Genomic DNA, 19,731 nt, shown 5'->3' with positions numbered 1-19,731 from the left:
GACGCCGGGCGGTCACGGCCGGACGGCCGGTGGCGGCGAATTCCCGCTGGACATGGGGAAGTTGCTGGCCGCACGGCTGCATGCGGTGAAGGTCCGCCCCTACCTGGCCGACGCGCTCTTCGCGCTGCACGTCGTGGAGGACCGGTCGGTGCCGACGATGGCGGTGGACGCGTACTGGCGCTGCTACGTCTCCCCCGGCTTCGTGGCGCGCACCCCGCTGGAGGAGCTGGCAGGCGTCTGGGTGCACGAGGTCTCGCATCTGCTGCGGGACCATCACGCCCGCAGCGAGCGTCATGCGCGCCTGCACGAGGAGCACGGGCCGGGTGAGCGAGGTGGGACGGGGTGCTCCCCGGCCGAGGACCGGGACAGACTGCGGCGGAACATCGCCGCCGACTTCGAGATCAACGACGACATCTACGGTGACGGGCTGCCCGTGCCGGCCGGTGCGGCGCTCCCGTCACTGCTGCGCCTGCCCGACGGGCTGCTGATGGAGGAGTACCTGCGGACGTCGTCCATGTCCGGGCTCGCCGCGGACCTGGCCTGGCTGGACTGCGGCAGCGGGGCCGACGGGCAGCACCGGCCGTGGGAGCTGGGACCCGACGGAGCGCACGGGCTGACCCGGCAGCAGCGGGACGCCGTCCGCTTCCGGGTCGCGGAGGGGATCAAGGGCCGGCCGGGCAGCGCGTCGGACGGCTGGCGTCGGTGGGCGGAGGAGGCGTTCCATCCGCCGCAGCCGTGGCGGCAACTGCTCGGGGCGGCGGTCCGTTCGGCGGCGGGCGCACCGGGGGTGGGCGAGAACCACAGCTACCGGCGTCCGTCCCGGCGCTCGGCCGGTGTGCCCGGAGTGCTCCTGCCCAGCCTGCGGCGGACGCCGCCCCGGGTGTGCGTGGTGATCGACACCTCTGCTTCGGTGAGCGACGCCGAGCTGGGCAGCGCGCTGCTGGAGGTGGCGGCGATCGCGCGGGCGGTGGGCGGGCGCCGCGACCTGGTCTCGGTGATCTCCTGCGACGCGGCGGCCGGCGTCGCCGTCCCGCTCTGCCGGGCCGAGAACATGGTCCTGGTCGGCGGCGGAGGCACGGACCTTCGCTCCGGCTTCGCGCGGGCGCTCCGCTCCGGGCCGCGTCCGGACGTGATCGTCGCCCTGACGGACGGGCAGACGCCGTGGCCCTCCGCGCAGCCGCCCTGCCGTACCGTTGTCGGTCTCTTCCCCCGCCCCGGCCGGGCCGTGGACGAGGACGATCCGGACTACGTCCCGGACGCGCCGCCGCCGTGGGCACGGGTGGTCACCATCGGCTGAGCCGACCGGCCTCGTCCCGCCCGGCCGTGCGGCCGTGGCTCGGCCCGCCGCCGCGGGAGCGGGGCATGGAGAAGGGCCCGGATGATCTCCGGGCCCTTCTCCTTCTCGTAGCGGGGACAGGATTTGAACCTGCGACCTCTGGGTTATGAGCCCAGCGAGCTACCGAGCTGCTCCACCCCGCGTCGTCGAGACCACCTTACACGTATGGGAAGGCAGTCCTGCACCGAGGGGCTCGCCGCGGGTGGTCACGGCCGCGAGGGCGGGGTTCCGCATCCGCCGACGCGCACGGGCCGGACCACTCGCGGATGAGCGCGCCGTGGCCACAGGCGCCGGGGCGGTGCGGACCGGGCGAGGGCGTTGTGGGGGCACGGCACGGATGGGACGATGCGCTCAGGCGTCGGCCGGTGACAGGAGGGCCCCTTGAGGGACGAGGAGCGCGGTTCTCGGGCCGCGGCGGTGTTCGATGCGCTGGGAGTCGTCTACGAGAAGGCGTTCGCCGGATCGGCCGCGCACCGGGCGTCGCTCGAGTGGGTTCTCGGCCGGCTCGCGCCCGGCAGTCGGGTGCTCGACGTGGGCAGCGGTACGGGCCGGCCGACGGCTCAGACGCTCGTGGGAGCGGGTCACGAGGTGCTGGGCGTCGATGTCTCCCCGGTCATGGTGGAACTCGCCGCACAACAGGTGCCCCAGGCTTCCTTCCAGTGCGCCGACATCCGTGAACTCCCTCTGCCCGACGCTTCGTTCGACGCGGTCTGCGTGTACTTCTCGCTGCTGCAGATGTCCCGTGAGGACCAGTCTCGGCTCCTGCGCCGGCTCGTGCCCGCGCTGAAGCCCGGCGGCAGTCTGGCCGTGGCCACGGTGCCCCTGGACGTCGAGGACGTCGAGGGTGTCTTCATGGGGCAGAAGGTACGGGTGACGAGCTTCGCCGCCGACGACTTCGTCACGACGGTCGCCGCGGCGGGCCTGACGGTCGTGTCCCGGCAGAGCGTCCTGTTCACCCCGTCCCACCCGGACGCCGTTCCGGAGCCCCATCTCTTCCTCCACTGCCGCCGCGAGGGCACCGCGGCGCACTGAACCCGGTCGCCGTCCCTGGTCCGCCCGTCGCTCTTCCGGTCCGGGACTCCTGCGACGCCTTCGTCGACGATGAGGCCGAGAGTCGCCTCGACGGTGCGCGCGCGCCGCCGCGGGTCGGTGTGTCCGGCGTCCGCGGCGGCGGCATCACAGGGATCGCACGGGCCGGGCCGGGTTGCCGACGGCGACGACGTTCGCGGCAACGTCCTTGGTGACGACGGCTCCGGCACCGATGACGGAGTTGTCGCCGATGGTGACGCCGGGCAGGACGATGGCGCCGCCGCCGATCCAGACGTTGTCGCCGACGGTGATCGGCCGGGCGGCCTCCAGCTTGTCCCGGCGCGGGGACGGCTCCAAGGGATGCGTCGGGGTGAGCAGCTGGACGTGGGGCCCGATCTGGCAGTCCTCGCCCACGGTGATGGCCGCGACGTCGAGCGCGGTGAGGTGGTAGTTCACGAAGGTGCGCGCCCCGATGGTGATGTTGCTGCCGTAGTCGACGTACAGCGGCGGCCGCACGTGCGCCTCGTCGCCCAGGGCGCCGAGCAGCTCGGCGAGCAGTGGCCGGGCCGCGTCGACGTCCTCGGCGTAGGCGGCCTGGTAGCGGGTGGCCAGGCGCACGGCCCGCTGTTGACGGCGGATGATCTCGGGGCCGTCGGCGATGTAGAGATCGCCCGCGAGCATGCGTTCCAGATTCGTACGCGGGTCGCCCGCGAAGTGGTCCGTCGCCATGTCCACGACCGTACCTACGAGAGCGTACGAACGTACACTACTGGTGGGTGATCCCCGGTGGCGGCGGCGCCGGCACGCCTTGCCGACCGCCCGCCGCCGGAGCATCGTGGTGAGAGCCGGTGATCGGCTCAGTACAAGACGTGCACGACGATGAGGCGCAACATGGGACCCAGCCGACTCGCCACGGCGTCGGCAGACGTCCACTTCGGAGCACCCGAGGCGATCGTGGTCGCGGATCCGACCGGGCGGGTGACGCACTGGAGTGCAGGCGCGCCCGACCTGTGGGGCTACGCCCCCGAGGAGGCCATCGGCCGGCCGCTGGCCGATCTGGTCACCGCCGACGGAACCGGGGTGAGGGACCACGACGGCAGGGCTCTGGACACGCGGGTGCGTCTGTTCCCGGTGGGGCCGGTCGGGCAGCCCGCCGGGTACGTCCTGGTGGCCGGGGGCACATGTGAGAACGGCGAGGAAGCCGGGAACGGCGCCCTGGTGAAGTGGGTGTTCGACCAGAATCCCACCGCGTTCGTGGTCTACGACGGCGAGGCCCGCATCCAACGGATGAACACCGCCATGTCCCGGATCATGGGGTACGGCGAGGACGAGATGCGCGGGCGCATCCTCGCCGAGATCGTCCCCGGCTCTGTGTACGAGGAGCTCGAACGGAGGATCCGTCGGGTGCTCAGGACCGGGCAGCCGGAATACACGGAGCCGTTCGTGAGGACGCCGGGCGAGCCGAAGGCCCATGCCTGGTGCATGGACATCTTCCCGCTCAGGAACGCGGCCGGCCGGGTACGCGGGGTGGCCGTGTCGGCCTCCGACTTCTCGCAGCAGTACGACTTCCGGGAGCGGCTGGCACTGCTGAGCGAGGCCCGGACCCGCATCGGGACCAGCCTGGACGCGGAGGGCATCGCCCGGGAGCTGGCCGAGGTCGTCGTGCCGCGCTTCGCGGACATCGTCTGTGTCGACCTGCTGGAGGAGGTCTTCCAGGGCGGGGTGCCCGGACCGGTCTCCTCCGGCCCCGTCGTACTGCGCCGGGCGGCGCACCGGACGGCGTTCGCCCAAGACGCTCACGGCCATGACCGCGACGCGCTCCAGCGCTACCCGCGGTCTTCGCCCGTCGCACAGTGCCTGGTCGGCGGCCACTCGGTGCGGCACGCCGTCACCGATCCGGAGATCGTCCGCTGGCTCGCCGAGGACCCCGTCCACGCGGAGCGGATCCGTGCCGACGGGGTACACTCGCTGATCGCCGTGCCGGTCCGAGCCCACGGCCGAACTCTCGGGGTGGTGGTGTTCGAACGGCGTGCGACATCCCTCGAGCCCTTCGGACCCGAGTGTCTGGCCGTCACCGGGGACCTGGTCGACCGGGTGGGCATCTGCCTGGACAACGCCCGCCAGTTCACCCGGGACCGTGGCATCGCGCTGGCGCTCCAGCGGAGCCTGCTGCCTCGGGGACCGACGGTTCACCCGGCCGCGGAGACGGCCGTCCGCTATCTTCCCGCGGGCGGCGAGGTGCAGGTGGGCGGCGACTGGTTCGACGTGATCCCGCTGCCCGGGGCGCGGGTCGGGCTGGTCATCGGCGACGTCGTCGGCCACGGCGTGCATGCCTCCGCCACGATGGGACGGCTCCGTACGGCGGTGCGTACCCTCGCCGACCTCGACCTGCCGCCCGACGAGCTCCTCACTCATCTCGACGACATCGTGACCCACGCCGAGAGTGAGCAGGACACGGGCGCCCTCGGTGAGATCCCCGGCGACATCGGCGCCACCTGCGTGTACGCGGTCTACGACCCGGTGTCCGGCATCTGCTCGCTGGCCCGTGCCGGCCACCTGGCCCCGCTGCTCCTGCGCCCGGACGACCCCGGAGGGGTCGTCGACGTGCCGGTCGGCCCCCCGCTCGGCCTGGGCAGCCTGCCCTTCGAGGCGACCGAGCTCACCCTCCCCGCGGGAAGCCTGCTCGCCCTGTTCACCAACGGTCTTGTCACGGCCGGCGGCCGAGACGTCGACGACGGGGTGGCCGCGCTGCGCGACGCCCTCTCCCAGCCCGCCTCATCACTCGAGGAACTGGCCGACGCCGTGCTGGACGCACTGTGTCCCGGTCCACGCGAGGACGACATCGCCCTGCTTCTGGCCCGCACCCGCGTCCTGGACCGCGACCACGTCGCCGGCTGGCACCTGACCGGTGATCCCGCGGGCGTGGCCGAGGCTCGCAAACGGGTCTGTGACCAACTCGGCACCTGGGGGGTGGAGGAGGAAGCCTTCGTCACGGAACTGGTGGTCAGCGAACTGGTCACCAACGCCATCCGGCATGCCACCGGCCCGATCAAGCTTCAGCTGATCAAGGAACAGGGGCTGATCTGCGAAGTGTCCGACGGCAGCAGCATGTCCCCGCACCTGCGCCGGGCCAGGCCGAGCGACGAGGGCGGCCGCGGCCTCTTCCTGGTCGCCCGGCTCACCCAGCGCTGGGGCACCCGCTACACCCGCGCAGGCAAGACGATCTGGGCCGAACAACTCATCGGTGAGGTGTGAGCGGACCGCTCGGCACCCGCTCCGGACGGTGACCGCCCGTCCCGTGCCCGGCACGCCCCCACTCGGGATCGCCGGCCGTCGTCAGGTGAGTTCCCGTAGACCTCGAAGAACGGGTTCGCCTCCAGCGGGTGCGGGGAGCCCCGCGGGGGCGTCGGGCAGGACGTCGAGTCCTTTCCTCGGTAGCGAACAGACCGTCAGCCCGTGGGCCGATGAGCGGCCTGACGACCAGTTTGGTCCTGTCGGCTCCGGGCGGCGCCGTCAGTGACACGCGCAACAGGCGTGGTTCACGGGGCAGCCTGCGGATGATAGACACGGCGGGGTCACAGTTCCTGTCCGCCAGCAGGAAGGTTGCTGCCGCATGTCCGCAACACGACGTCAGATCCTGGTCCGAGCGAGCGCCCTGGGAGCGGGCATCGCCTTCACCGGAACGCTGTCCGAACTGTTCGCCGGTACCGCTGCCGCGCAAAACCTGGGCCACACCGGCTACGGCCCCCTCGTCCCGGACCCGAACGGCCTGCTCGACCTGCCGGCAGGCTTCCGCTACACCGTGCTCTCCCGCGAGGGCGACCCGTTGCGGTCGGGTGAGGGTCCGGTGCCGTCCAGCCACGACGGCATGGCGGCCTTCGCCGGCAGAGGCCGCCGTACGCACCTCGTCCGCAACCACGAGAACCGCGCCACCGCGAAGATCCCGGTACCGACCGTCGAGGGGCTCACCTACGACCCGGCAGGCAAGGGCGGTTGTACCGCCCTCACCCTCGACTCCCGCAACCGCGTCCTGTCGGAGCGGGTCGCCGTCGCCGGCACGGCCGTCAACTGCGCGGGCGGCCATACCCCTTGGGGCACCTGGCTGACCTGCGAGGAGACCGAGGACAAGGCGGGCACCAACGGCTACACCAAGGACCACGGCTTCATCTTCGAGGTCGACCCCACCGACCCGCACCGCACCGGCGCCGTCCCGCTGACCGCGATGGGCCGCTTCCAGCACGAGGCGATCGCCGTCGACCCGCGCAGCGGCGTCGTCTACGAGACCGAGGACGCCTTTCTCGAGCCGTTCGGTCTGTTCTACCGCTTCCTGCCCGCCAAGCCGTTGGGCGGCACGGGCTCCCTGCGCGCGGGCGGCCGGCTGCAGGCGATGCGGGTGCCCGGCACGCCGGACCTGTCGACGGTCCAGGACACCGGCACGGTCTTCGACGGCATCGAGTGGGTGGACGTACCCGACCCCCTGGCCGCTTCCACCCCCACCCGCCTGCAGGACTACGGTCCGAAGGGGATCACGCACGCGCAGAAGCTGGAGGGCTGCTACTGGGGCGGCCGTTGCGTGTACTTCGTGTCGTCCTTCGCCCGCGCCACGGACGGCTCGGCGGCCGACCACTTCGGCCAGATCTGGCGCTACGACCCGCGACGGCGCCGCCTGACCCTGGTGATCGTCTTCGGTCCGGACACCGATGTGCGGTTGCCCGGTGAGTCCCCGGACAACATCTGCCTCTTCCCCGGCGGCGGACTGATGGTGTGCGAGGACGGAAACGGCGCCCAGCACGTCTTCGGTGTCACCCGCGGCGGTGAGGTGTACGCGATGGCGCGCGGCCGGCAGAACATCGGCACCCCGGACGCACCTGAATGGGGCGAGTTCGCCGGTGTCACGTTCTCCCCCGACGGCGACACGATGTACGTCAACTGCTACACGCCGGGCACCACCTTCGCGGTGACCGGGCCCTGGCGCAGGTAGCACATCGAGGAACGCCCGACGTGATCATGCCGGGTCGGGGCCCGCCCGCTCCGGCATGGGGAACGAGTCGGCCGGGCTCGTCGGCGGCGGCGAGCGGCGGGCCACGAGGTTCTTCGCGCCGCCCGCCGGAGCTGATCCGGTCTGCGCGCTGTCGTCCCCGCGAATAGCCTGGAAGGGAGCGGCACCAGGGCGGGTCGGGGCCCCCCGATGCACTCTCTTCGCCGAGGGGGGCGCGACACAGGCGGGACCGGCCATGCCCTGGAATCTGAACGGCACGTACCTGGAGAGCTGCAACTGCGACGTGGTCTGCCCCTGCACCACCTCGGGTCTCGCCGCACCGGCCGATCACGAGCGGTGCCTGGTGACCTTCGCCTTCCACGTGGCCGACGGGGACGTGGAAGGGGTGGACGTCTCCGACCGCAGCGTCGCCGTCTTCGTCGACGCGCCCCGGGTGATGTCGGAGGGTGGCTGGCAGGTGGCGCTGTACGTCGACACCTCGGCCGACGACGCGCAGGCGGAGGCGCTGAGCAGGGTCTTCTCCGGCCGGGCCGGCGGGCCCATGGCGGCGCTCGCTCCGCTCATCGATGAGGTCCTCGGCGTGGAGCGCGTCCCCATCGACTACCGCGACGACGGCCGCCGCCACGCCGCGCGGGTGGGCGACGCCATCGACATCGAGATCGAGGACCGGATCGCTCCACAGTTCGGCGAGGACGGTCCGGTGATGCGCCTGACCGGTATGTTCCACCCGGTGAACAGCACGCTGACGATCGCCCGGTCCACCCGGGCGACGGGCGACGGCGTGTACGGCCGGTCCTGGGACTTCACCGGCGGCAACGGACACTCGGCGCCGTTCGCGTGGTCCGCGTGACCGGCGGGCAGTCCTACGGGGTCCGCCGCGCGGCGGGCCCCGTAGGACTGCTGCTGGTCGCGGCGGCCGCCGCCTGGGTCTGGGTGGTGCAGGTCTCGGGAGCGGGAGCCATGGCGGCGATGCCCGGCACCATGGGCCTGGGCCTGTCCGCCTTTCTGGCCGTGTGGACGCTGATGATGACAGCGATGATGCTGCCGGCGACGGCGTCCGTGGCCGCGCTGTACGCACGCACCATCGTCGTCCGCCGGACACCGCGCATGGCCGTTTTCACCGTCGCCTACCTGCTGGTGTGGGCGGCGGCCGGGCTGCCCGCGTACGCGCTGGCCGGCGGGCTGGGCCGGGTGGCGAGCCTGCCCGCCACCGCGGGGACCGCGGTGGCCGCGGCCCTGTTCGCGGTCAGCGGCCTCTACCAGCTCACGCCCCTCAAGGACCGCTGCCTGGCCAGGTGCCGCTCACCGGTGTGGCTGATGCTGCGCTACGCCTCGTACCCGCGGCGCTCACGCGATCTGCGTGCCGGAGCCCATCACGGGGCCTTCTGCCTGGGCTGCTGCTGGTCGCTCATGACGCTGCTGGCCGCGTTCGGCGTGATGAACCTGTGGGCCATGGTGGTGCTGGCCGCCGTGATCACCGCGGAGAAGCTCGCTCCGGCCGGCCGCCTGGTGGCCCGTGCCGTGGGGATCGCGTCGATCGCCCTGGCCGTGGCCGTCTTCTGGGTGCCGGCGCTGGCTCCGGGCCTCACCGGCGGGGACACCGGCGGGATGTGAGATGTCGCCGCCGGACCGGCCACGCGACATGCTCCCGCGGTTCGCACACGTCACCGGGAGCATGGTCGCCGCGCGTCATCGCGTCCCGCAAGTGTGCGGAGACCTGACGCGCCCCGCACCGGCTTGACACCGCCGCCCGTAGCGGTGCCCGGCGCAAGCACGAGGGCGGCCCTGGCCGACGATCCGGTCGAGGGCCGCCCTGCCCGAGTCGGCTCGAAGCCACGCCGGGACGCCGTGCGCGGCCGCGCACACTCTCCCTATGGGGGTCCGTGCAGGAAGGCGGGAAGCCGGTACGAGCGCACCACGGCGGTCACGGTCACGGCGACCAGCGCCACGCCCCACGGTGCCAGACCGCGCAGCGGCCCGTGCCCTTCCGTCGTCGCACCGCGTGGCGGCACCCGGCCCTCGGGGTCGTAGACGACGGCGAGTGCGTCACCGGGGCGCGTCTGCTGTCCGCAGCCGCGCCAGATGCGGATCGTGAGCGGGACGCCGTCGCGGTCCGTCACCGAGCAGAGGTAATGGCCGTGCGGACCACCCGTCACCCGGCCGTCCTCGACCGATGTGACCACCGCGGACTCCACCCGCCCCCGTTCCGCCAGCACCAGGCCGGCGGCGGCCTGCGGCGCCTGGACCGCGAGGCACACCCCGAGCAGGGCGGCGACACCGATCAGGGCACGTCCGGCTCCCACGAAGGACAGGTACAGCGCGAGGGCCGCCGCGCACACCAGTCCCGCCTCGCCGTCGGCCAGCGAGGGCCTGCCCGTCCAGGCGCCGAGGACGGCCGTGCCGACGATCGCCGCGACGCCGAGGCCTCCCGCGAGGATCCCCTCGCCGAGGAGCCACCAGGGCGGCAGGCCGACGAACTCGGCAGGGCCCCACACCATGGTCCGCAGGTGCGCCATGAGGTGCGTCTCGGCATGGGTCGAGGGCCGACGCCTTCGGCGCATGCGTGTCACACTTCCGCGTCCCTTCCACGCCCGTCGGCGGGCCCGGTTCTGCATTTCCTTGCATTATGCAAAACCTGGTGGGCGCAGGGAAGCGCCGCCCGGGAGCCGGCGGGCGTGACCGAGCGTGGCCGCTCACACGCCGTCCGCGGGCGCTCCATCCGTGATCAAGCCGTGCGGGTGCGACCCGTGGCACTCACGGGACCACGCGCTCGGGCGTGTGTCGCCTTCACCGCACCGCGGCCGACGCGCTTCACTCGAGGGAAGCGCCCGGCCCCGCGGCATGGCTGTGGCCGTGGCCGTGGTAGCGGAGCAGGAGCATCGCGGCGTCGTCGTGGAGCGGCCCGGCGGCATGCCGCACCAGGTCCGCGCGCAGGGCCTCCAGGGCACGGTCGGCGTCAGGTTCCTTCAGCAGGTCCGCGCGGTCCCCGAGGGGGTAGAAGGAGCCTTCGGAGTCCCGGGCCTCGGTGACACCGTCCGTGTACAGCAGCAGCTGGTCACCGGGCGCGAAGTCCACCCGATACGGCTTCGGTCCCTCGGCCCCGTGGGCGCCGAGCCCCAGTGGCAGGGCGTAGGAGGGCGGCTGCGGGAAGTCGACGCCGCCGTCCTCACGGACGACCATCGGCGCGGGGTGACCGTGGTTGAGGAAGACCACCTCCCGCTCGGAGGCGAATTCGGCGAGCACGGCGGTCACGAACCTCTCGCCCTCCAGTTCGCGGGCCACGCTGCGCTCCAGCCGCTCGCCCAGCCCGACCAGGTCGGGTTCGTCGTGGGCCGCTTCCCGGAAGGCCCCGAGCACGACGGCGGCCGTCTCCACCGCGGCCAGCCCCTTGCCCTGCACGTCACCGACGATCACGCGGATGCCGTGCGGGGAGGCGACCACCTCGTACAGGTCGCCGCCGATACGCGCCTCCGCGACCGCCGAGGTGTACGACACCGCCGCCAGCAGCGGGCCCGCGGAGCGCGGCACCGGCCGCAGCAGCACCCGCTGGGCCACCTCCGCGATCGACCTCACGCTCGCCAGTTCCGCCTCCCTGCGTGAGCGCCGCACGGCGGCCGCGATGCCCGCGGCGGTGACCCCCGCCACCGACACCATCGCCGTGAACCCCCGGCGCTCCTCGAACAGCCCGTCGTACAGGCCCAGCGCCACGCACAGCAGCAGAGCCACCGCGCCGATCGACGCCGTGCGCCGCCACCCGCCCAGCAGGCTCGAGAAGGCAGGTCCGAGCGAGACCAGCGGCAGGAACCCCACTCCCGGTCCGACCACGACGTCCGCCACGGCCACGACGGCCATCGCCGCCATCGGCAGCCAGGACAGCAGCACGGAACCGGATCTCGGGTTTCCCACGGTCACGACGTCCTTCCAGCGGCCAGCAGTGTTCGAGAGCCGCCGGATCACTTCCGCCGCAGAGGCCCTCCCCGCCTTCAGGCTATGCAATGGTCCTCCCGGCGAAGCGGCTCCCTCCTCGCGTCTTTATCCAATAGAGGCCGAGTTTCGACATGTCCGATGTCCCGGACTTCACGGGGTGCCGACGCTCTTCGGGTCACCCACGGGTGAGCTGACGTGCCGTCACCGAGCCCGGCCGCCGCCCTGGACATCTACTGAACAAACGTTTAGCATGCTGTACATGCGTTCAATCCCCGACGACCGCACCACACGGGCCGTCATCCGCGACGAGGCGCTCCGCCTGTTCGCCACCCACGGACCGGAGGGGGTCACCGTGCGGCAGATCGCGTCCGCCGCGGGTGTGTCGCCCGGACTGGTCGTGCACCACTTCGGGTCGAAGGAGGGGCTGCGCCAGGAGGTCGACCAGTACGTGCTGGACGTCTTCGAGGCGATGCTCGGCGAGCTGACCGGTGACGGCGGAGCGGAACTGCTCGATCCCGGTGCCGGGGCGAGCTCGCTGAGCGAGGCGTTCGCCCGTCACCTCCCGGACGGCTCGCCCCTGCCGGGTTACCTGCGCCGGCTCCTGCTGTCGGACACCGACGCCGGACGGTTGCTGTTCCGGCGGCTGTACGACCTGAGCAGGATCGCGCTGGACGGCCTGGCCGCCGCCGGACTGGCCGCCCCCGGGGCGGACCCGGCGGTGCGCGCCGCCCTTCTCCTGGCCAACGACCTCGCCCTGTTCCTGCTGCGCGACCGCCTGGCCGAAGTCCTCGGCACGGACCCGCTGTCGGCCGAGGGCATGGCCCGCTGGGCGCCGGAGCTGCTCAGCATCTACGCGGGCGGGCTGAACGCGGCAGCACCACGCCCACAGGGAGACGCTTCATAGGGAGGCCGCGCATGGCGACCGGCTCGACACCCGCACACCCGCCTGTCCTCCAGGCGACCGGAATCCACAAGTCCTACGGCAGACACACTGTTCTGCGCGGGGCCGAGCTGACGGTGGCCGCCGGGCAACTCGTCGCCGTCGTCGGCGAGAACGGCGCCGGCAAGTCGACCCTGCTGAAGATCCTCGCGGGCACCCAGCCCGCGGACCGCGGGGAAGTCTCGCTGGCCGGGGCTCTCGGCTACTGCCCACAGGTCCCGGTCCTGAACGGGGCGCTCACCGTCGAGCAGCACCTTCGCTACTTCGCCGCCGCCCGGCGCCTGCCCGACATGGAACGCGGCCGCGAACTCCTCCGTCTCCTCGGCTTCGAGCGGTACGAGCGGACGGCAGCGGGGGAACTGTCCGGCGGCACCCGCCAGAAGCTCAACCTCACCCTGGCCCTGCTCCACGACCCGGACGTCCTCCTCCTCGACGAGCCGTACCAGGGCTTCGACTGGGAGACGTACCTGCGTTTCTGGGACCTGGTCGAGACACTGCGCGCCCGTGGCAAGGCCGTCGTGATCATCACCCACCTGGTCTTCGAACAGGACCGCTTCGACCTGCTGGCCGACCTCACCGACGGCCGCCTCGCCCCGCGTACCGCTTCCCGGGAGGAACGCCATGCCGACGCCTGACACCGCACACCCGCGACCGCTGTACGGTCAGTTCCCGACCGCGCTGCGCTTCTCGCTGCGCGACCAGACCCGCAACCGGCTCGCCGGGCTGCTGCTGGTCGTCTTCGTGCCGGTCTGGTACCTGGTGATGGACACCATGGCCTCGGGTGAGGCACTGGACTTCAAGCTGTACGCCACCGGCGAGGTCCTGCACGTCGACGGCGCTCGCCTCACTCTGATCTCCGCGGGCCTGAACTCCGTCACGATGATCGCCGGGTTCGTCGTCTTCGACGCCGTACGCAAGGCCCTCGCCTTCGACCGTCGTCTCGTCTTCGCCGGATTCCGGCAGTCCACCCTCATCGGCGCCAAGACCCTCGCCATCGCGGCGGTCACCGGCGCGATCGCCCTCTACACCGCGCTGGCCATCCTGTTCTTCTGGCGGCCGACAGCGGGCGGCTGGTTCGCCGTGCTGGCCGGATTCGCGGCCATCGCCCTCACCTACGGCGCCCTCGGACTGCTTCTCGGCGTCCTGGTCAAGCGGGACCTGGAGGGCTTCTTCCTGATCATCATGGGCGGGCTGATGGACACGTTCCTGCAGAACCCCCTCGGCAATCCCCTCGCCAACAAGCCCGTCCTTCAGTGGTTCCCGTCCTTCGGGCCGATGCAGTTCGCCGTCGGCGGCTCCTTCGGTCACACCGCTCTGTGGCGCCATCTCGCCCTCGGGCCGGTCTGGGCCGCAGCGTTCGGCGCAGTGGGGCTGGCCGTCTTCCGGCTCAGGACGCGCAACCGGACGTACCGCGGGTGACCATGGGTCCCACGCAGGAATAGCCGTCGGCACGGGCCGGTTCCTCGATCATGACGACGAACGCGCCGCAGCCCGAGGTGCTGCGTTACACCGCCTTCTCCAGCTCCCCCGACGGCGGAAACCCCGCCGGTGTCGTCCTGGACGCCTCCGGGCTGGACGACGGCGACATGCTCGCCATCGCCGCCGGCCTCGGGTACTCGGAGTCCGCGTTCCTGACCACCGCGCCGCAGGGTTCCGGTGGGCAGGAGGAGCGAACGTACGGCATCCGCTACTTCAGCCCCAAGGCCGAGGTGCCGTTCTGCGGGCACGCCACCGTGGCGACCGCCATCGCGCTCGCCGAGCGGACAGGCCCCGGGCACTTGGTGTTCTCGACACCCGCCGGCACCGTGCCGGTGGAGGTCGCCGAGGAGGGCGGGGCCATGAGGGCCACGCTCACCAGCGTCGAGCCGCACATCGAGGAGATCACCGCCGCCGACCTCGCGGAGGCACTCGCCGCGCTCGACTGGCCGGCCGCCGATCTCGACCCGGCCTTCCCGCCCCGTATCGCCTTCGCCGGCGCCCGCCACCTCGTGCTCGCGGCGGCGTCGCGTGCTCGCCTCGCGGACCTCGCATACGACTTCGCGCGCCTCGAAGAGCTGATGCTCCGCCTGGACCTCACCACGGTCCAGCTGGTGTGGCGGGCGTCGGCCACCGTCTTCCACGTGCGTGACCCGTTCCCCGTCGGCGGCGTCGTCGAAGACCCGGCGACCGGCGCCGCGGCAGCCGCCTTCGGTGCCTACGCCCGTGAACTCGGCCTGGTCCCCGACGACGCCGTCCTCACCCTGTACCAGGGCGAGGACCTGGGCCGTCCCGGCGAGCTCACCGTGACGCTGCGCCCCGGTGAGCCGCGCGTCCGCGTCAGCGGCACGGGAGCGCGCATCGAGTGAGACGCCGGCCTGACGACGGCGTGACCCGCCGCCGCCGAGGGGACCATGACGACACGTCAGCGCACAGTGGCACCCGTCCACGCTTCCGACTCGGCGGATCCGGCGCGCCGGCTCGGGGACGGGTGGTCAGCCGATCGTCCGCTGCCACCTGACTTCGCCGTCGTGCCATTGGCCGGTGGAGACCAGGCCGGTGGCGGCGGCGACGGCTGCCGATGCCTTGTGGTCGGGGTGGATGTGGGCGATGACCGTGCGCAGGCCCTGTTCCCGGAGCCAGGCGACCAGCCCCCCGGCTGCTTCGGTGGCGATGCCACGCCGCTGCCAGGGGGTGCCCACCACCCAGGCGATCTCCGCCACACCTCCGTGGCCGTCGGCGGTGACCGTCGCCTGGACCGTGCCGGTCAGGCAGGCCGCGTCACGCAGCTGTACGACCCAGTTGCACCAGGACACACTGGGGTCGGGCGAGCCGGCCACCAGCCGTTCGTAGCGGCTGCGCAGTTCCCGCACGGTGGCCGGAACGCCTCCGATGAAGGTATGCAGGCCGGGGTCGGACAGCACCGCGGCCATCTCGTCGGCGTGCTCGACCGACAACGGCAGGAGGGTCAGCCGGCCGGTGTGGACGGTCGTGGGCTCCAGGACGCTCACACTGCCTTCCGCTCGGGACGTTCGACGAGGACGGGACGGGAGAGGGGACACGGCGATGGCCGAGCGCTTCATCCAGGCGGATGGTATCGGGCTGTGCACCGAGCCCTTCGGCGACCCGTCGGATCCGCCCGTCCTGCTCGTCATGGGCACGGGGGCTTCGATGCTGTGGTGGGAGGAGGACTTCTGCCGGACGCTCGCCGAGGGCGGCCGTCACGTGATCCGCTACGACCACCGTGACACCGGCCGATCCGTCACCTACGAGCCGGGCCGGGCCGCGTACACCGGCGCGGACCTGGTCGGCGACGCCGCCCGCGTGCTCGACGCCTACGAGATCCCGGCCGCGCACATCGTGGGCGTCTCGGCCGGAGGAGCGCTCGCGCAGCTCCTCGCGCTCCATCACGCCGCTCGTGTCCTCTCACTCGTCCTGATCAGCACCTCCCGCGCCGTGCCCGGCGGCCGCCCGCTTCCGCCACCGGCCGAGGAGTTCACGCGGTTCGTCGCGACCGCACCCGTCGACCGGTCCGACGCCGACTCGGCGGTCGAGCACCAGGTCGCCCATGCGCGCGTCCTCGCGGGAGGTCGGCGCCCGTTCGACGAGGCCGCGGCCCGCGGTCTCGTCCGGCGCGAGGTCGAGCGCGCTCACGACTTCACCGCCGCCCGCAACCACGACTCGCTTCCGGAGGGTGACCTCCCACCCGCGTCCCTGTCGTCGATCTCCGTGCCCACGCTGGTGATCCACGGAACCGCCGATCCGCTGTTCCCGCTCCGGCACGGTGAGGCGCTCGCGGAGCAGATCCCCGGGGGAAGGCTTCTCGTCCTGGCGGACGCCGGTCACGGGATCGACCGAGCCGACTGGCCGGTCGTCGTCCCGGCGATCCTGGAGCACACTGCCGCATCAGCATGACGAACAGTCGGTTCGGCACGGGCGGCAGGACCAGGACGCCGCCCAGGACGTCGTGGACGTCGAGGCCGGCCGGCAGGACCAAGGCCTCCTGTTGCGGGGCAGGTCGTCCCGGCGGCCCAGGAGCGCGTGCCCTCGCGCAGAGCGGCGGGGAGCGTGAAGCCGAGATCGTCTTCCGCGGCGAGCAGCTCGCCCGCGGTGCAACCGTCCCCGGGCCGCAGCGGGCGCCCTGTCCACCGGTCGGCGAACCACCGCAGAAAGCCCCGGGCCTGTGCGCGGTCGGCCGGCCCGCCGCCCAGCGCCTCCGACACGTCGGGTCGCACTTGCCCGGACGCTACCGCACCTCCCCCGGCCAGGCCCTGCGGGCGGGTGGGGGCGCCTGCTCGTATGCTGCCGCCATGACCACGCAGACCTCCTCCCCGACCCCCGCGGAAGCCTTCGACCTGCTGCTGTCCGGCAACCGGCGCTTCGTCGCGGGCACTCCCGAGCACCCGAACCAGGACGCCGCCCGCCGCGCCGAGACGGCGCCCGTCCAGTATCCCTTCGCGGTGCTCTTCGGATGCTCGGACTCCCGGCTGGCGGCCGAGATCATCTTCGACCGCGGGCTGGGTGACCTGTTCGTGGTCCGCACCGCCGGGCACATCGTCGGCGCCGAGGTGCTGGGCAGCATCGAGTACGGGGTGGACGTGCTGGACTGCCCGCTCGTGGTGGTCCTCGGCCACGACTCGTGCGGCGCGGTCGGCGCCGCGTGCGCCGCGCTGGAGGACGGCAAGGCGCCCGCCGGATACATCCGGGACGTCGTCGAGCGCGTGACCCCCAGTGTGCTCGCCGCCCGGGCCGCCGGACATGTCGAGGCGGACCAGGTCCTCGCCGAGCACGTGCGCTCCACCGTCGACCTGCTGCTGGACCGCTCCCGGATCCTCGGCGAGCGCGTCGCCGCCGGCCGGGCCGCCGTGGTCGGCCTGTGCTACCGCCTCGCGGACGGCAGCGCGCAGCTCGTCGCCGCGCGTGGCCTCGACGCGGCGGTCCCCACCACGCCGTGACAGCCCGTGGGCGGTGCCGTAGGGGCCCGTTCGTCGTTATGCGTCGACGGGACCGTGGAACGGGCCGGAGCGTATCGGTGAGAGGATGCGAGGGTGTCGGCGACAACCAGTGACATCGAGAAGGCAGCCCATGTGCTGCGCACGGGGGGCCTGGTGGCCTTCCCCACGGAAACCGTCTACGGCCTGGGCGCGAACGCCGAGGACCCCGCCGCGGTCGCGCGCATCTTCCAGGTCAAGGGGCGCCCGCCCTCCCATCCGCTGATCGTCCACATCGGCGGCGCTCAGCACCTGGACGAGTGGGTCGAGGACGTGCCCGCGACGGCGCGCCTGCTGGCCGAGCGCTTCTGGCCGGGGCCCCTGACGCTGGTGCTGCGGCGAGGCCGGCGGGTGCCCCTGGAAGCGACCGGCGGGCTGGAGACGGTGGCCGTGCGCGTACCCGACCACCCTGTCGCCCTGGCACTGCTCGCGGCCTTCGGCGGCGGCGTCACCGCACCGTCCGCCAACCGCTTCGGCCAGGTCAGCCCCACCACGGCCGACCACGTGCGCGCGGAGCTCGGCGACGGAACCGACTTCGTGCTGGACGGCGGCCCCTGCCAGGTCGGCGTCGAGTCGACGATCGTCGACGCGACGGGTGACATCCCGAGCATCCTCCGGCCCGGCGGGGTCACGCGCGAGGATCTCGAAGCGGTGCTCGGGCACCGCCTGGCGGTCCCGTCGGCAAGCCCGATCCGGGTGCCGGGCCAGCATCCGTCGCACTACGCGCCCCGAGCCCGGGTCGTCCTCGTCGAGCCCGAGGAGGTCGTCGCCGAAGCGGAGCGCGCACAGGAGCTGGGACACCAGGTCGGCGTCCTCCTTCCCGCCGCCTTCGCCGACGCCCCGGTCAAGGCGCACGCCGTGGTGGCCCTCCCCGACTCGCCGCCCGCCTATGCCCGCGGCCTGTACGGACTCCTGCGCGAGCTCGACCGGCAGGGATGCGACCTCATCGTCGCGTCCCTGCCCGAGGAGGACGGGCTGGGACTGGCGATCGCCAACCGGCTCCGCCGCGCCGCGGGACCCAGGCCCTCCTGAGTCACCGGCACCGGCACGCCGGTGGCGGGACCCGCGGTCCCGGACCCGGCTCCGTGGCGCTCGACGTCCGGGCTCGCCGCGATCCCCGGCGCGCTGCGCCGCGTCGTCGCCCGGCACGTTCCCGAGTCGCCGCGCCGCCGCGTCGGCCACGGACCGGCCACGGCGGGCTCACCTCGGTCGCGGCGGCCGGCCGCGAGCCGCCGCGCCTGGTCTGCGATCAGTTCTCCTCGCGCATGCCCCAAGGGGAGCCGTACGCGGTGAGGAGGTCCAGGAAGGGGCGTGGAGGCAGAGCCTCCGGACCGAGGACTCCCTTGCCGGACCACTCGCCGGTGGACAGCAGCTCCAGGGCGACGACCGGGTTCACGGCCGTCTGCCACAGGACGGCCTGCGAGCCGTACTCGCGCATCGACCACTGGTTGTCGACCACGTGGTACAGGTACACCTCACGCCGCGCCCCGTCCTTGGTGCCCTTGGCCCAGGTGCCGGCACAGGTCTTGCCCGTCATCCGCTCCCCCAGTCCCGCCGGGTCGGGGAGGCAGGCGGCGACGACGTCACGCGGGGAGACGCGCACGGGCCCGTCCTCCCCCGGCACCGTCACCCTGGTCGTCGCGTCCAGTCCCAACTCGTGGAGCGTCTTCAGCTTGGCGATGAAGTCGTCCCCGAGGCCGTACTTGAACGTGACACGGCGCGCCTCCACCCAGCGAGGAATCAGCACCACCTCTTCGTGTTCGACGTTGACGCACTCCACCGGGCCGATGCCCTCGGGGAAGTCGAAGACCTCCGGCTCGCTGAACGGGGCGGTGGTGAACCAGCCGCGGTCCTTCTCGTAGACCACCGGAGGGTTGAGGCACTCCTCGATCGTCGTCCAGATGCTGAAGGACGGCGCGAAGTCGTAGCCCTCGACGGTGAGATTCGCACCGTCGCGGACACCGATCTCCTCGATGTCGTCGAAGAGTTCGTCGGCCGCGTACCGGGCGAAGACGTCGGACAGGCCGGGTTCGACGCCCATGCCGACCAGCGCCATCCGTCCTGCCTCCTCCCAGCGCCGGGCCAGAGCGAACTGCTCGTCGCCGAGCTTGACGCCGCACTCCTCGTAGGGACGCGAGACGTGCGGGGCGGACAGCGACATCGCCATGTCCACGTAGTGCGCGCCGGCCTCCAGTGCCGCGGTGAACAGCGGCATCACGAACCTGGGGTCGGTGGCGTTGAGAAGTACGTCGCACCGTTCCTCGAGAAGCATCCGGCGGACCGCGTCGCCGTCCGAGGCGTCCAGCCGCCGTGCACCGAACCGGGCACCGCTCTCCCCCAGCGCCGCGACCGCGGCTTCGGCGCGGGAGAGGTCGTAGTCGGCCACGATCATGTGGGTGAGGAACTCGCGGCGAGCCGCGATCCGGGTGACGGCCGTCCCCACGCCACCCGCGCCCACGAGAAGTACGCGCATGTCACACACCTTTCGTTCCCGGAGGCGAGCGCCTCCGGACGGGGTCGATGCAACGCGACG

18 protein-coding genes and 1 tRNA gene are annotated in these 19,731 nt (G+C 72.6%); 13 read left to right on the top strand and 6 right to left on the bottom strand.

Features of this window, described 5'->3' with window-relative positions; genetic code table 11:
* Nucleotides 1-52: 52 nt before the first annotated feature.
* On the top strand, nt 53-1,297 hold the full coding sequence (locus ACWDUZ_RS14585) for a vWA domain-containing protein (RefSeq protein WP_451632149.1): 1,245 nt from the start codon (nt 53-55) through the stop codon (nt 1,295-1,297).
* 108 nt (nt 1,298-1,405) lie between these two features.
* Here ACWDUZ_RS14585 and ACWDUZ_RS14580 read toward each other — a convergent pair.
* Nucleotides 1,406-1,479: transfer RNA gene (locus ACWDUZ_RS14580), tRNA-Met, on the bottom strand.
* 238 nt (nt 1,480-1,717) lie between these two features.
* On the opposite strand from ACWDUZ_RS14580, the gene ACWDUZ_RS14575 reads away from it, so the two are divergent.
* Nucleotides 1,718-2,368 carry a class I SAM-dependent methyltransferase gene (locus ACWDUZ_RS14575; RefSeq protein ID WP_451632148.1) on the top strand — a complete coding sequence of 217 codons (651 nt, stop codon included), beginning with the start codon at nt 1,718-1,720 and terminating at the stop codon, nt 2,366-2,368.
* 144 nt (nt 2,369-2,512) lie between these two features.
* On the opposite strand, the gene ACWDUZ_RS14570 is transcribed toward ACWDUZ_RS14575, so the two are convergent.
* Nucleotides 2,513-3,094 carry a sugar O-acetyltransferase gene (locus tag ACWDUZ_RS14570; protein ID WP_451632147.1) on the bottom strand — a complete coding sequence of 194 codons (582 nt, stop codon included), beginning with the start codon at nt 3,092-3,094 and terminating at the stop codon, nt 2,513-2,515.
* Nucleotides 3,095-3,256: 162 nt separating this feature from the next.
* Between ACWDUZ_RS14570 and ACWDUZ_RS14565 the strand changes: the two genes are divergently transcribed.
* The 4 genes from ACWDUZ_RS14565 (at nt 3,257) to ACWDUZ_RS14550 (ending at nt 8,978) form a co-directional block, all read left to right on the top strand.
* Nucleotides 3,257-5,620 carry a SpoIIE family protein phosphatase gene (locus ACWDUZ_RS14565; RefSeq protein WP_451632146.1) on the top strand — a complete coding sequence of 788 codons (2,364 nt, stop codon included), beginning with the start codon at nt 3,257-3,259 and terminating at the stop codon, nt 5,618-5,620.
* A 358-nt stretch (nt 5,621-5,978) separates the two neighbouring features.
* A complete protein-coding gene (locus ACWDUZ_RS14560) occupies nt 5,979-7,346 on the top strand; it encodes an alkaline phosphatase PhoX (RefSeq protein ID WP_451632145.1) in 1,368 nt (455 codons plus the stop codon).
* A 253-nt stretch (nt 7,347-7,599) separates the two neighbouring features.
* Nucleotides 7,600-8,214, top strand: a complete 615-nt coding sequence (locus tag ACWDUZ_RS14555) for a DUF1326 domain-containing protein (protein ID WP_451632144.1) — start codon at nt 7,600-7,602, stop codon at nt 8,212-8,214.
* Nucleotides 8,211-8,978 carry a DUF2182 domain-containing protein gene (locus tag ACWDUZ_RS14550; RefSeq protein ID WP_451632143.1) on the top strand — a complete coding sequence of 256 codons (768 nt, stop codon included), beginning with the start codon at nt 8,211-8,213 and terminating at the stop codon, nt 8,976-8,978. Before ACWDUZ_RS14555 ends, ACWDUZ_RS14550 begins: the two co-directional genes overlap by 4 nt.
* A gap of 257 nt (nt 8,979-9,235) precedes the next feature.
* On the opposite strand, the gene ACWDUZ_RS14545 is transcribed toward ACWDUZ_RS14550, so the two are convergent.
* Both ACWDUZ_RS14545 and ACWDUZ_RS14540 read right to left on the bottom strand, forming a co-directional pair.
* Nucleotides 9,236-9,925 (bottom strand): hypothetical protein, encoded by a 690-nt coding sequence (locus ACWDUZ_RS14545; RefSeq protein WP_451632142.1) that lies wholly within the window; start codon nt 9,923-9,925, stop codon nt 9,236-9,238.
* A 250-nt stretch (nt 9,926-10,175) separates the two neighbouring features.
* Nucleotides 10,176-11,225, bottom strand: a complete 1,050-nt coding sequence (locus ACWDUZ_RS14540; RefSeq protein ID WP_451632171.1) for a PP2C family protein-serine/threonine phosphatase — start codon at nt 11,223-11,225, stop codon at nt 10,176-10,178.
* A gap of 325 nt (nt 11,226-11,550) precedes the next feature.
* On the opposite strand from ACWDUZ_RS14540, the gene ACWDUZ_RS14535 reads away from it, so the two are divergent.
* Genes ACWDUZ_RS14535 through ACWDUZ_RS14520 form a run of 4 tightly spaced genes read left to right on the top strand, consistent with a single transcriptional unit; the run spans nt 11,551 to nt 14,576 of the window.
* The gene (locus ACWDUZ_RS14535; protein ID WP_451632141.1) at nt 11,551-12,195 is read left to right on the top strand and encodes a TetR/AcrR family transcriptional regulator; all 645 of its coding nucleotides are present in this window, start codon (nt 11,551-11,553) and stop codon (nt 12,193-12,195) included.
* Nucleotides 12,196-12,206: 11 nt separating this feature from the next.
* Nucleotides 12,207-12,866, top strand: a complete 660-nt coding sequence (locus ACWDUZ_RS14530) for an ABC transporter ATP-binding protein (RefSeq protein WP_451632140.1) — start codon at nt 12,207-12,209, stop codon at nt 12,864-12,866.
* Nucleotides 12,853-13,650, top strand: a complete 798-nt coding sequence (locus ACWDUZ_RS14525; protein WP_451632139.1) for a hypothetical protein — start codon at nt 12,853-12,855, stop codon at nt 13,648-13,650. The genes ACWDUZ_RS14530 and ACWDUZ_RS14525 overlap by 14 nt, the downstream gene beginning before the upstream one ends.
* A gap of 50 nt (nt 13,651-13,700) precedes the next feature.
* Nucleotides 13,701-14,576 carry a PhzF family phenazine biosynthesis protein gene (locus ACWDUZ_RS14520; RefSeq protein ID WP_451632138.1) on the top strand — a complete coding sequence of 292 codons (876 nt, stop codon included), beginning with the start codon at nt 13,701-13,703 and terminating at the stop codon, nt 14,574-14,576.
* 126 nt (nt 14,577-14,702) lie between these two features.
* Here the strand turns inward: ACWDUZ_RS14520 and ACWDUZ_RS14515 are convergent, their stop codons facing one another.
* Complete coding sequence (locus tag ACWDUZ_RS14515) at nt 14,703-15,218, bottom strand: GNAT family N-acetyltransferase (RefSeq protein WP_451632137.1); 516 nt, start codon at nt 15,216-15,218, stop codon at nt 14,703-14,705.
* A gap of 55 nt (nt 15,219-15,273) precedes the next feature.
* Here ACWDUZ_RS14515 and ACWDUZ_RS14510 point away from each other — a divergent pair, with 55 nt between their 5' ends.
* The 3 genes from ACWDUZ_RS14510 to ACWDUZ_RS14500 all read left to right on the top strand — a co-directional run bounded on the left by ACWDUZ_RS14510 (nt 15,274) and on the right by ACWDUZ_RS14500 (nt 18,230).
* Complete coding sequence (locus tag ACWDUZ_RS14510) at nt 15,274-16,122, top strand: alpha/beta fold hydrolase (protein WP_451632136.1); 849 nt, start codon at nt 15,274-15,276, stop codon at nt 16,120-16,122.
* 395 nt (nt 16,123-16,517) lie between these two features.
* Entirely contained in the window at nt 16,518-17,162 is a 645-nt protein-coding gene (locus ACWDUZ_RS14505; RefSeq protein ID WP_451632135.1) for a carbonic anhydrase, read from the top strand.
* A 93-nt stretch (nt 17,163-17,255) separates the two neighbouring features.
* Complete coding sequence (locus ACWDUZ_RS14500; protein ID WP_451632134.1) at nt 17,256-18,230, top strand: L-threonylcarbamoyladenylate synthase; 975 nt, start codon at nt 17,256-17,258, stop codon at nt 18,228-18,230.
* Between the two features lie 217 nt (nt 18,231-18,447).
* On the opposite strand, the gene ACWDUZ_RS14495 is transcribed toward ACWDUZ_RS14500, so the two are convergent.
* Nucleotides 18,448-19,671 carry a saccharopine dehydrogenase family protein gene (locus tag ACWDUZ_RS14495; protein WP_451632133.1) on the bottom strand — a complete coding sequence of 408 codons (1,224 nt, stop codon included), beginning with the start codon at nt 19,669-19,671 and terminating at the stop codon, nt 18,448-18,450.
* Between the last annotated feature and the right edge of the window lie 60 nt (nt 19,672-19,731).

Source organism: Streptomyces sp. NPDC003393, assembly GCF_053589015.1.
The sequence above is the reverse complement of the archived record's forward strand: the minus strand, read 5'-3'. Positions and strand labels throughout refer to the sequence as shown.

Excerpts from the sequence above, each read along its gene's own strand:
- ACWDUZ_RS14495 (WP_451632133.1), bottom strand. The coding sequence starts at position 19,671 with ATGCGCGTACTTCTCGTGGGCGCGGGTGGCGTGGGGACGGCCGTCACC.
- ACWDUZ_RS14520 (WP_451632138.1), top strand. The coding sequence starts at position 13,701 with ATGACGACGAACGCGCCGCAGCCCGAGGTGCTGCGTTACACCGCCTTC.
- ACWDUZ_RS14525 (WP_451632139.1), top strand. The coding sequence starts at position 12,853 with ATGCCGACGCCTGACACCGCACACCCGCGACCGCTGTACGGTCAGTTC.
- ACWDUZ_RS14545 (WP_451632142.1), bottom strand. The coding sequence starts at position 9,925 with ATGCGCCGAAGGCGTCGGCCCTCGACCCATGCCGAGACGCACCTCATG.
- ACWDUZ_RS14540 (WP_451632171.1), bottom strand. The coding sequence starts at position 11,225 with ATGGCGGCGATGGCCGTCGTGGCCGTGGCGGACGTCGTGGTCGGACCG.
- ACWDUZ_RS14560 (WP_451632145.1), top strand. The coding sequence starts at position 5,979 with ATGTCCGCAACACGACGTCAGATCCTGGTCCGAGCGAGCGCCCTGGGA.
- ACWDUZ_RS14555 (WP_451632144.1), top strand. The coding sequence starts at position 7,600 with ATGCCCTGGAATCTGAACGGCACGTACCTGGAGAGCTGCAACTGCGAC.
- ACWDUZ_RS14585 (WP_451632149.1), top strand. The coding sequence starts at position 53 with ATGGGGAAGTTGCTGGCCGCACGGCTGCATGCGGTGAAGGTCCGCCCC.
- ACWDUZ_RS14565 (WP_451632146.1), top strand. The coding sequence starts at position 3,257 with ATGGGACCCAGCCGACTCGCCACGGCGTCGGCAGACGTCCACTTCGGA.
- ACWDUZ_RS14535 (WP_451632141.1), top strand. The coding sequence starts at position 11,551 with ATGCGTTCAATCCCCGACGACCGCACCACACGGGCCGTCATCCGCGAC.
- ACWDUZ_RS14505 (WP_451632135.1), top strand. The coding sequence starts at position 16,518 with ATGACCACGCAGACCTCCTCCCCGACCCCCGCGGAAGCCTTCGACCTG.
- ACWDUZ_RS14510 (WP_451632136.1), top strand. The coding sequence starts at position 15,274 with ATGGCCGAGCGCTTCATCCAGGCGGATGGTATCGGGCTGTGCACCGAG.
- ACWDUZ_RS14570 (WP_451632147.1), bottom strand. The coding sequence starts at position 3,094 with ATGGCGACGGACCACTTCGCGGGCGACCCGCGTACGAATCTGGAACGC.
- ACWDUZ_RS14530 (WP_451632140.1), top strand. The coding sequence starts at position 12,207 with ATGGCGACCGGCTCGACACCCGCACACCCGCCTGTCCTCCAGGCGACC.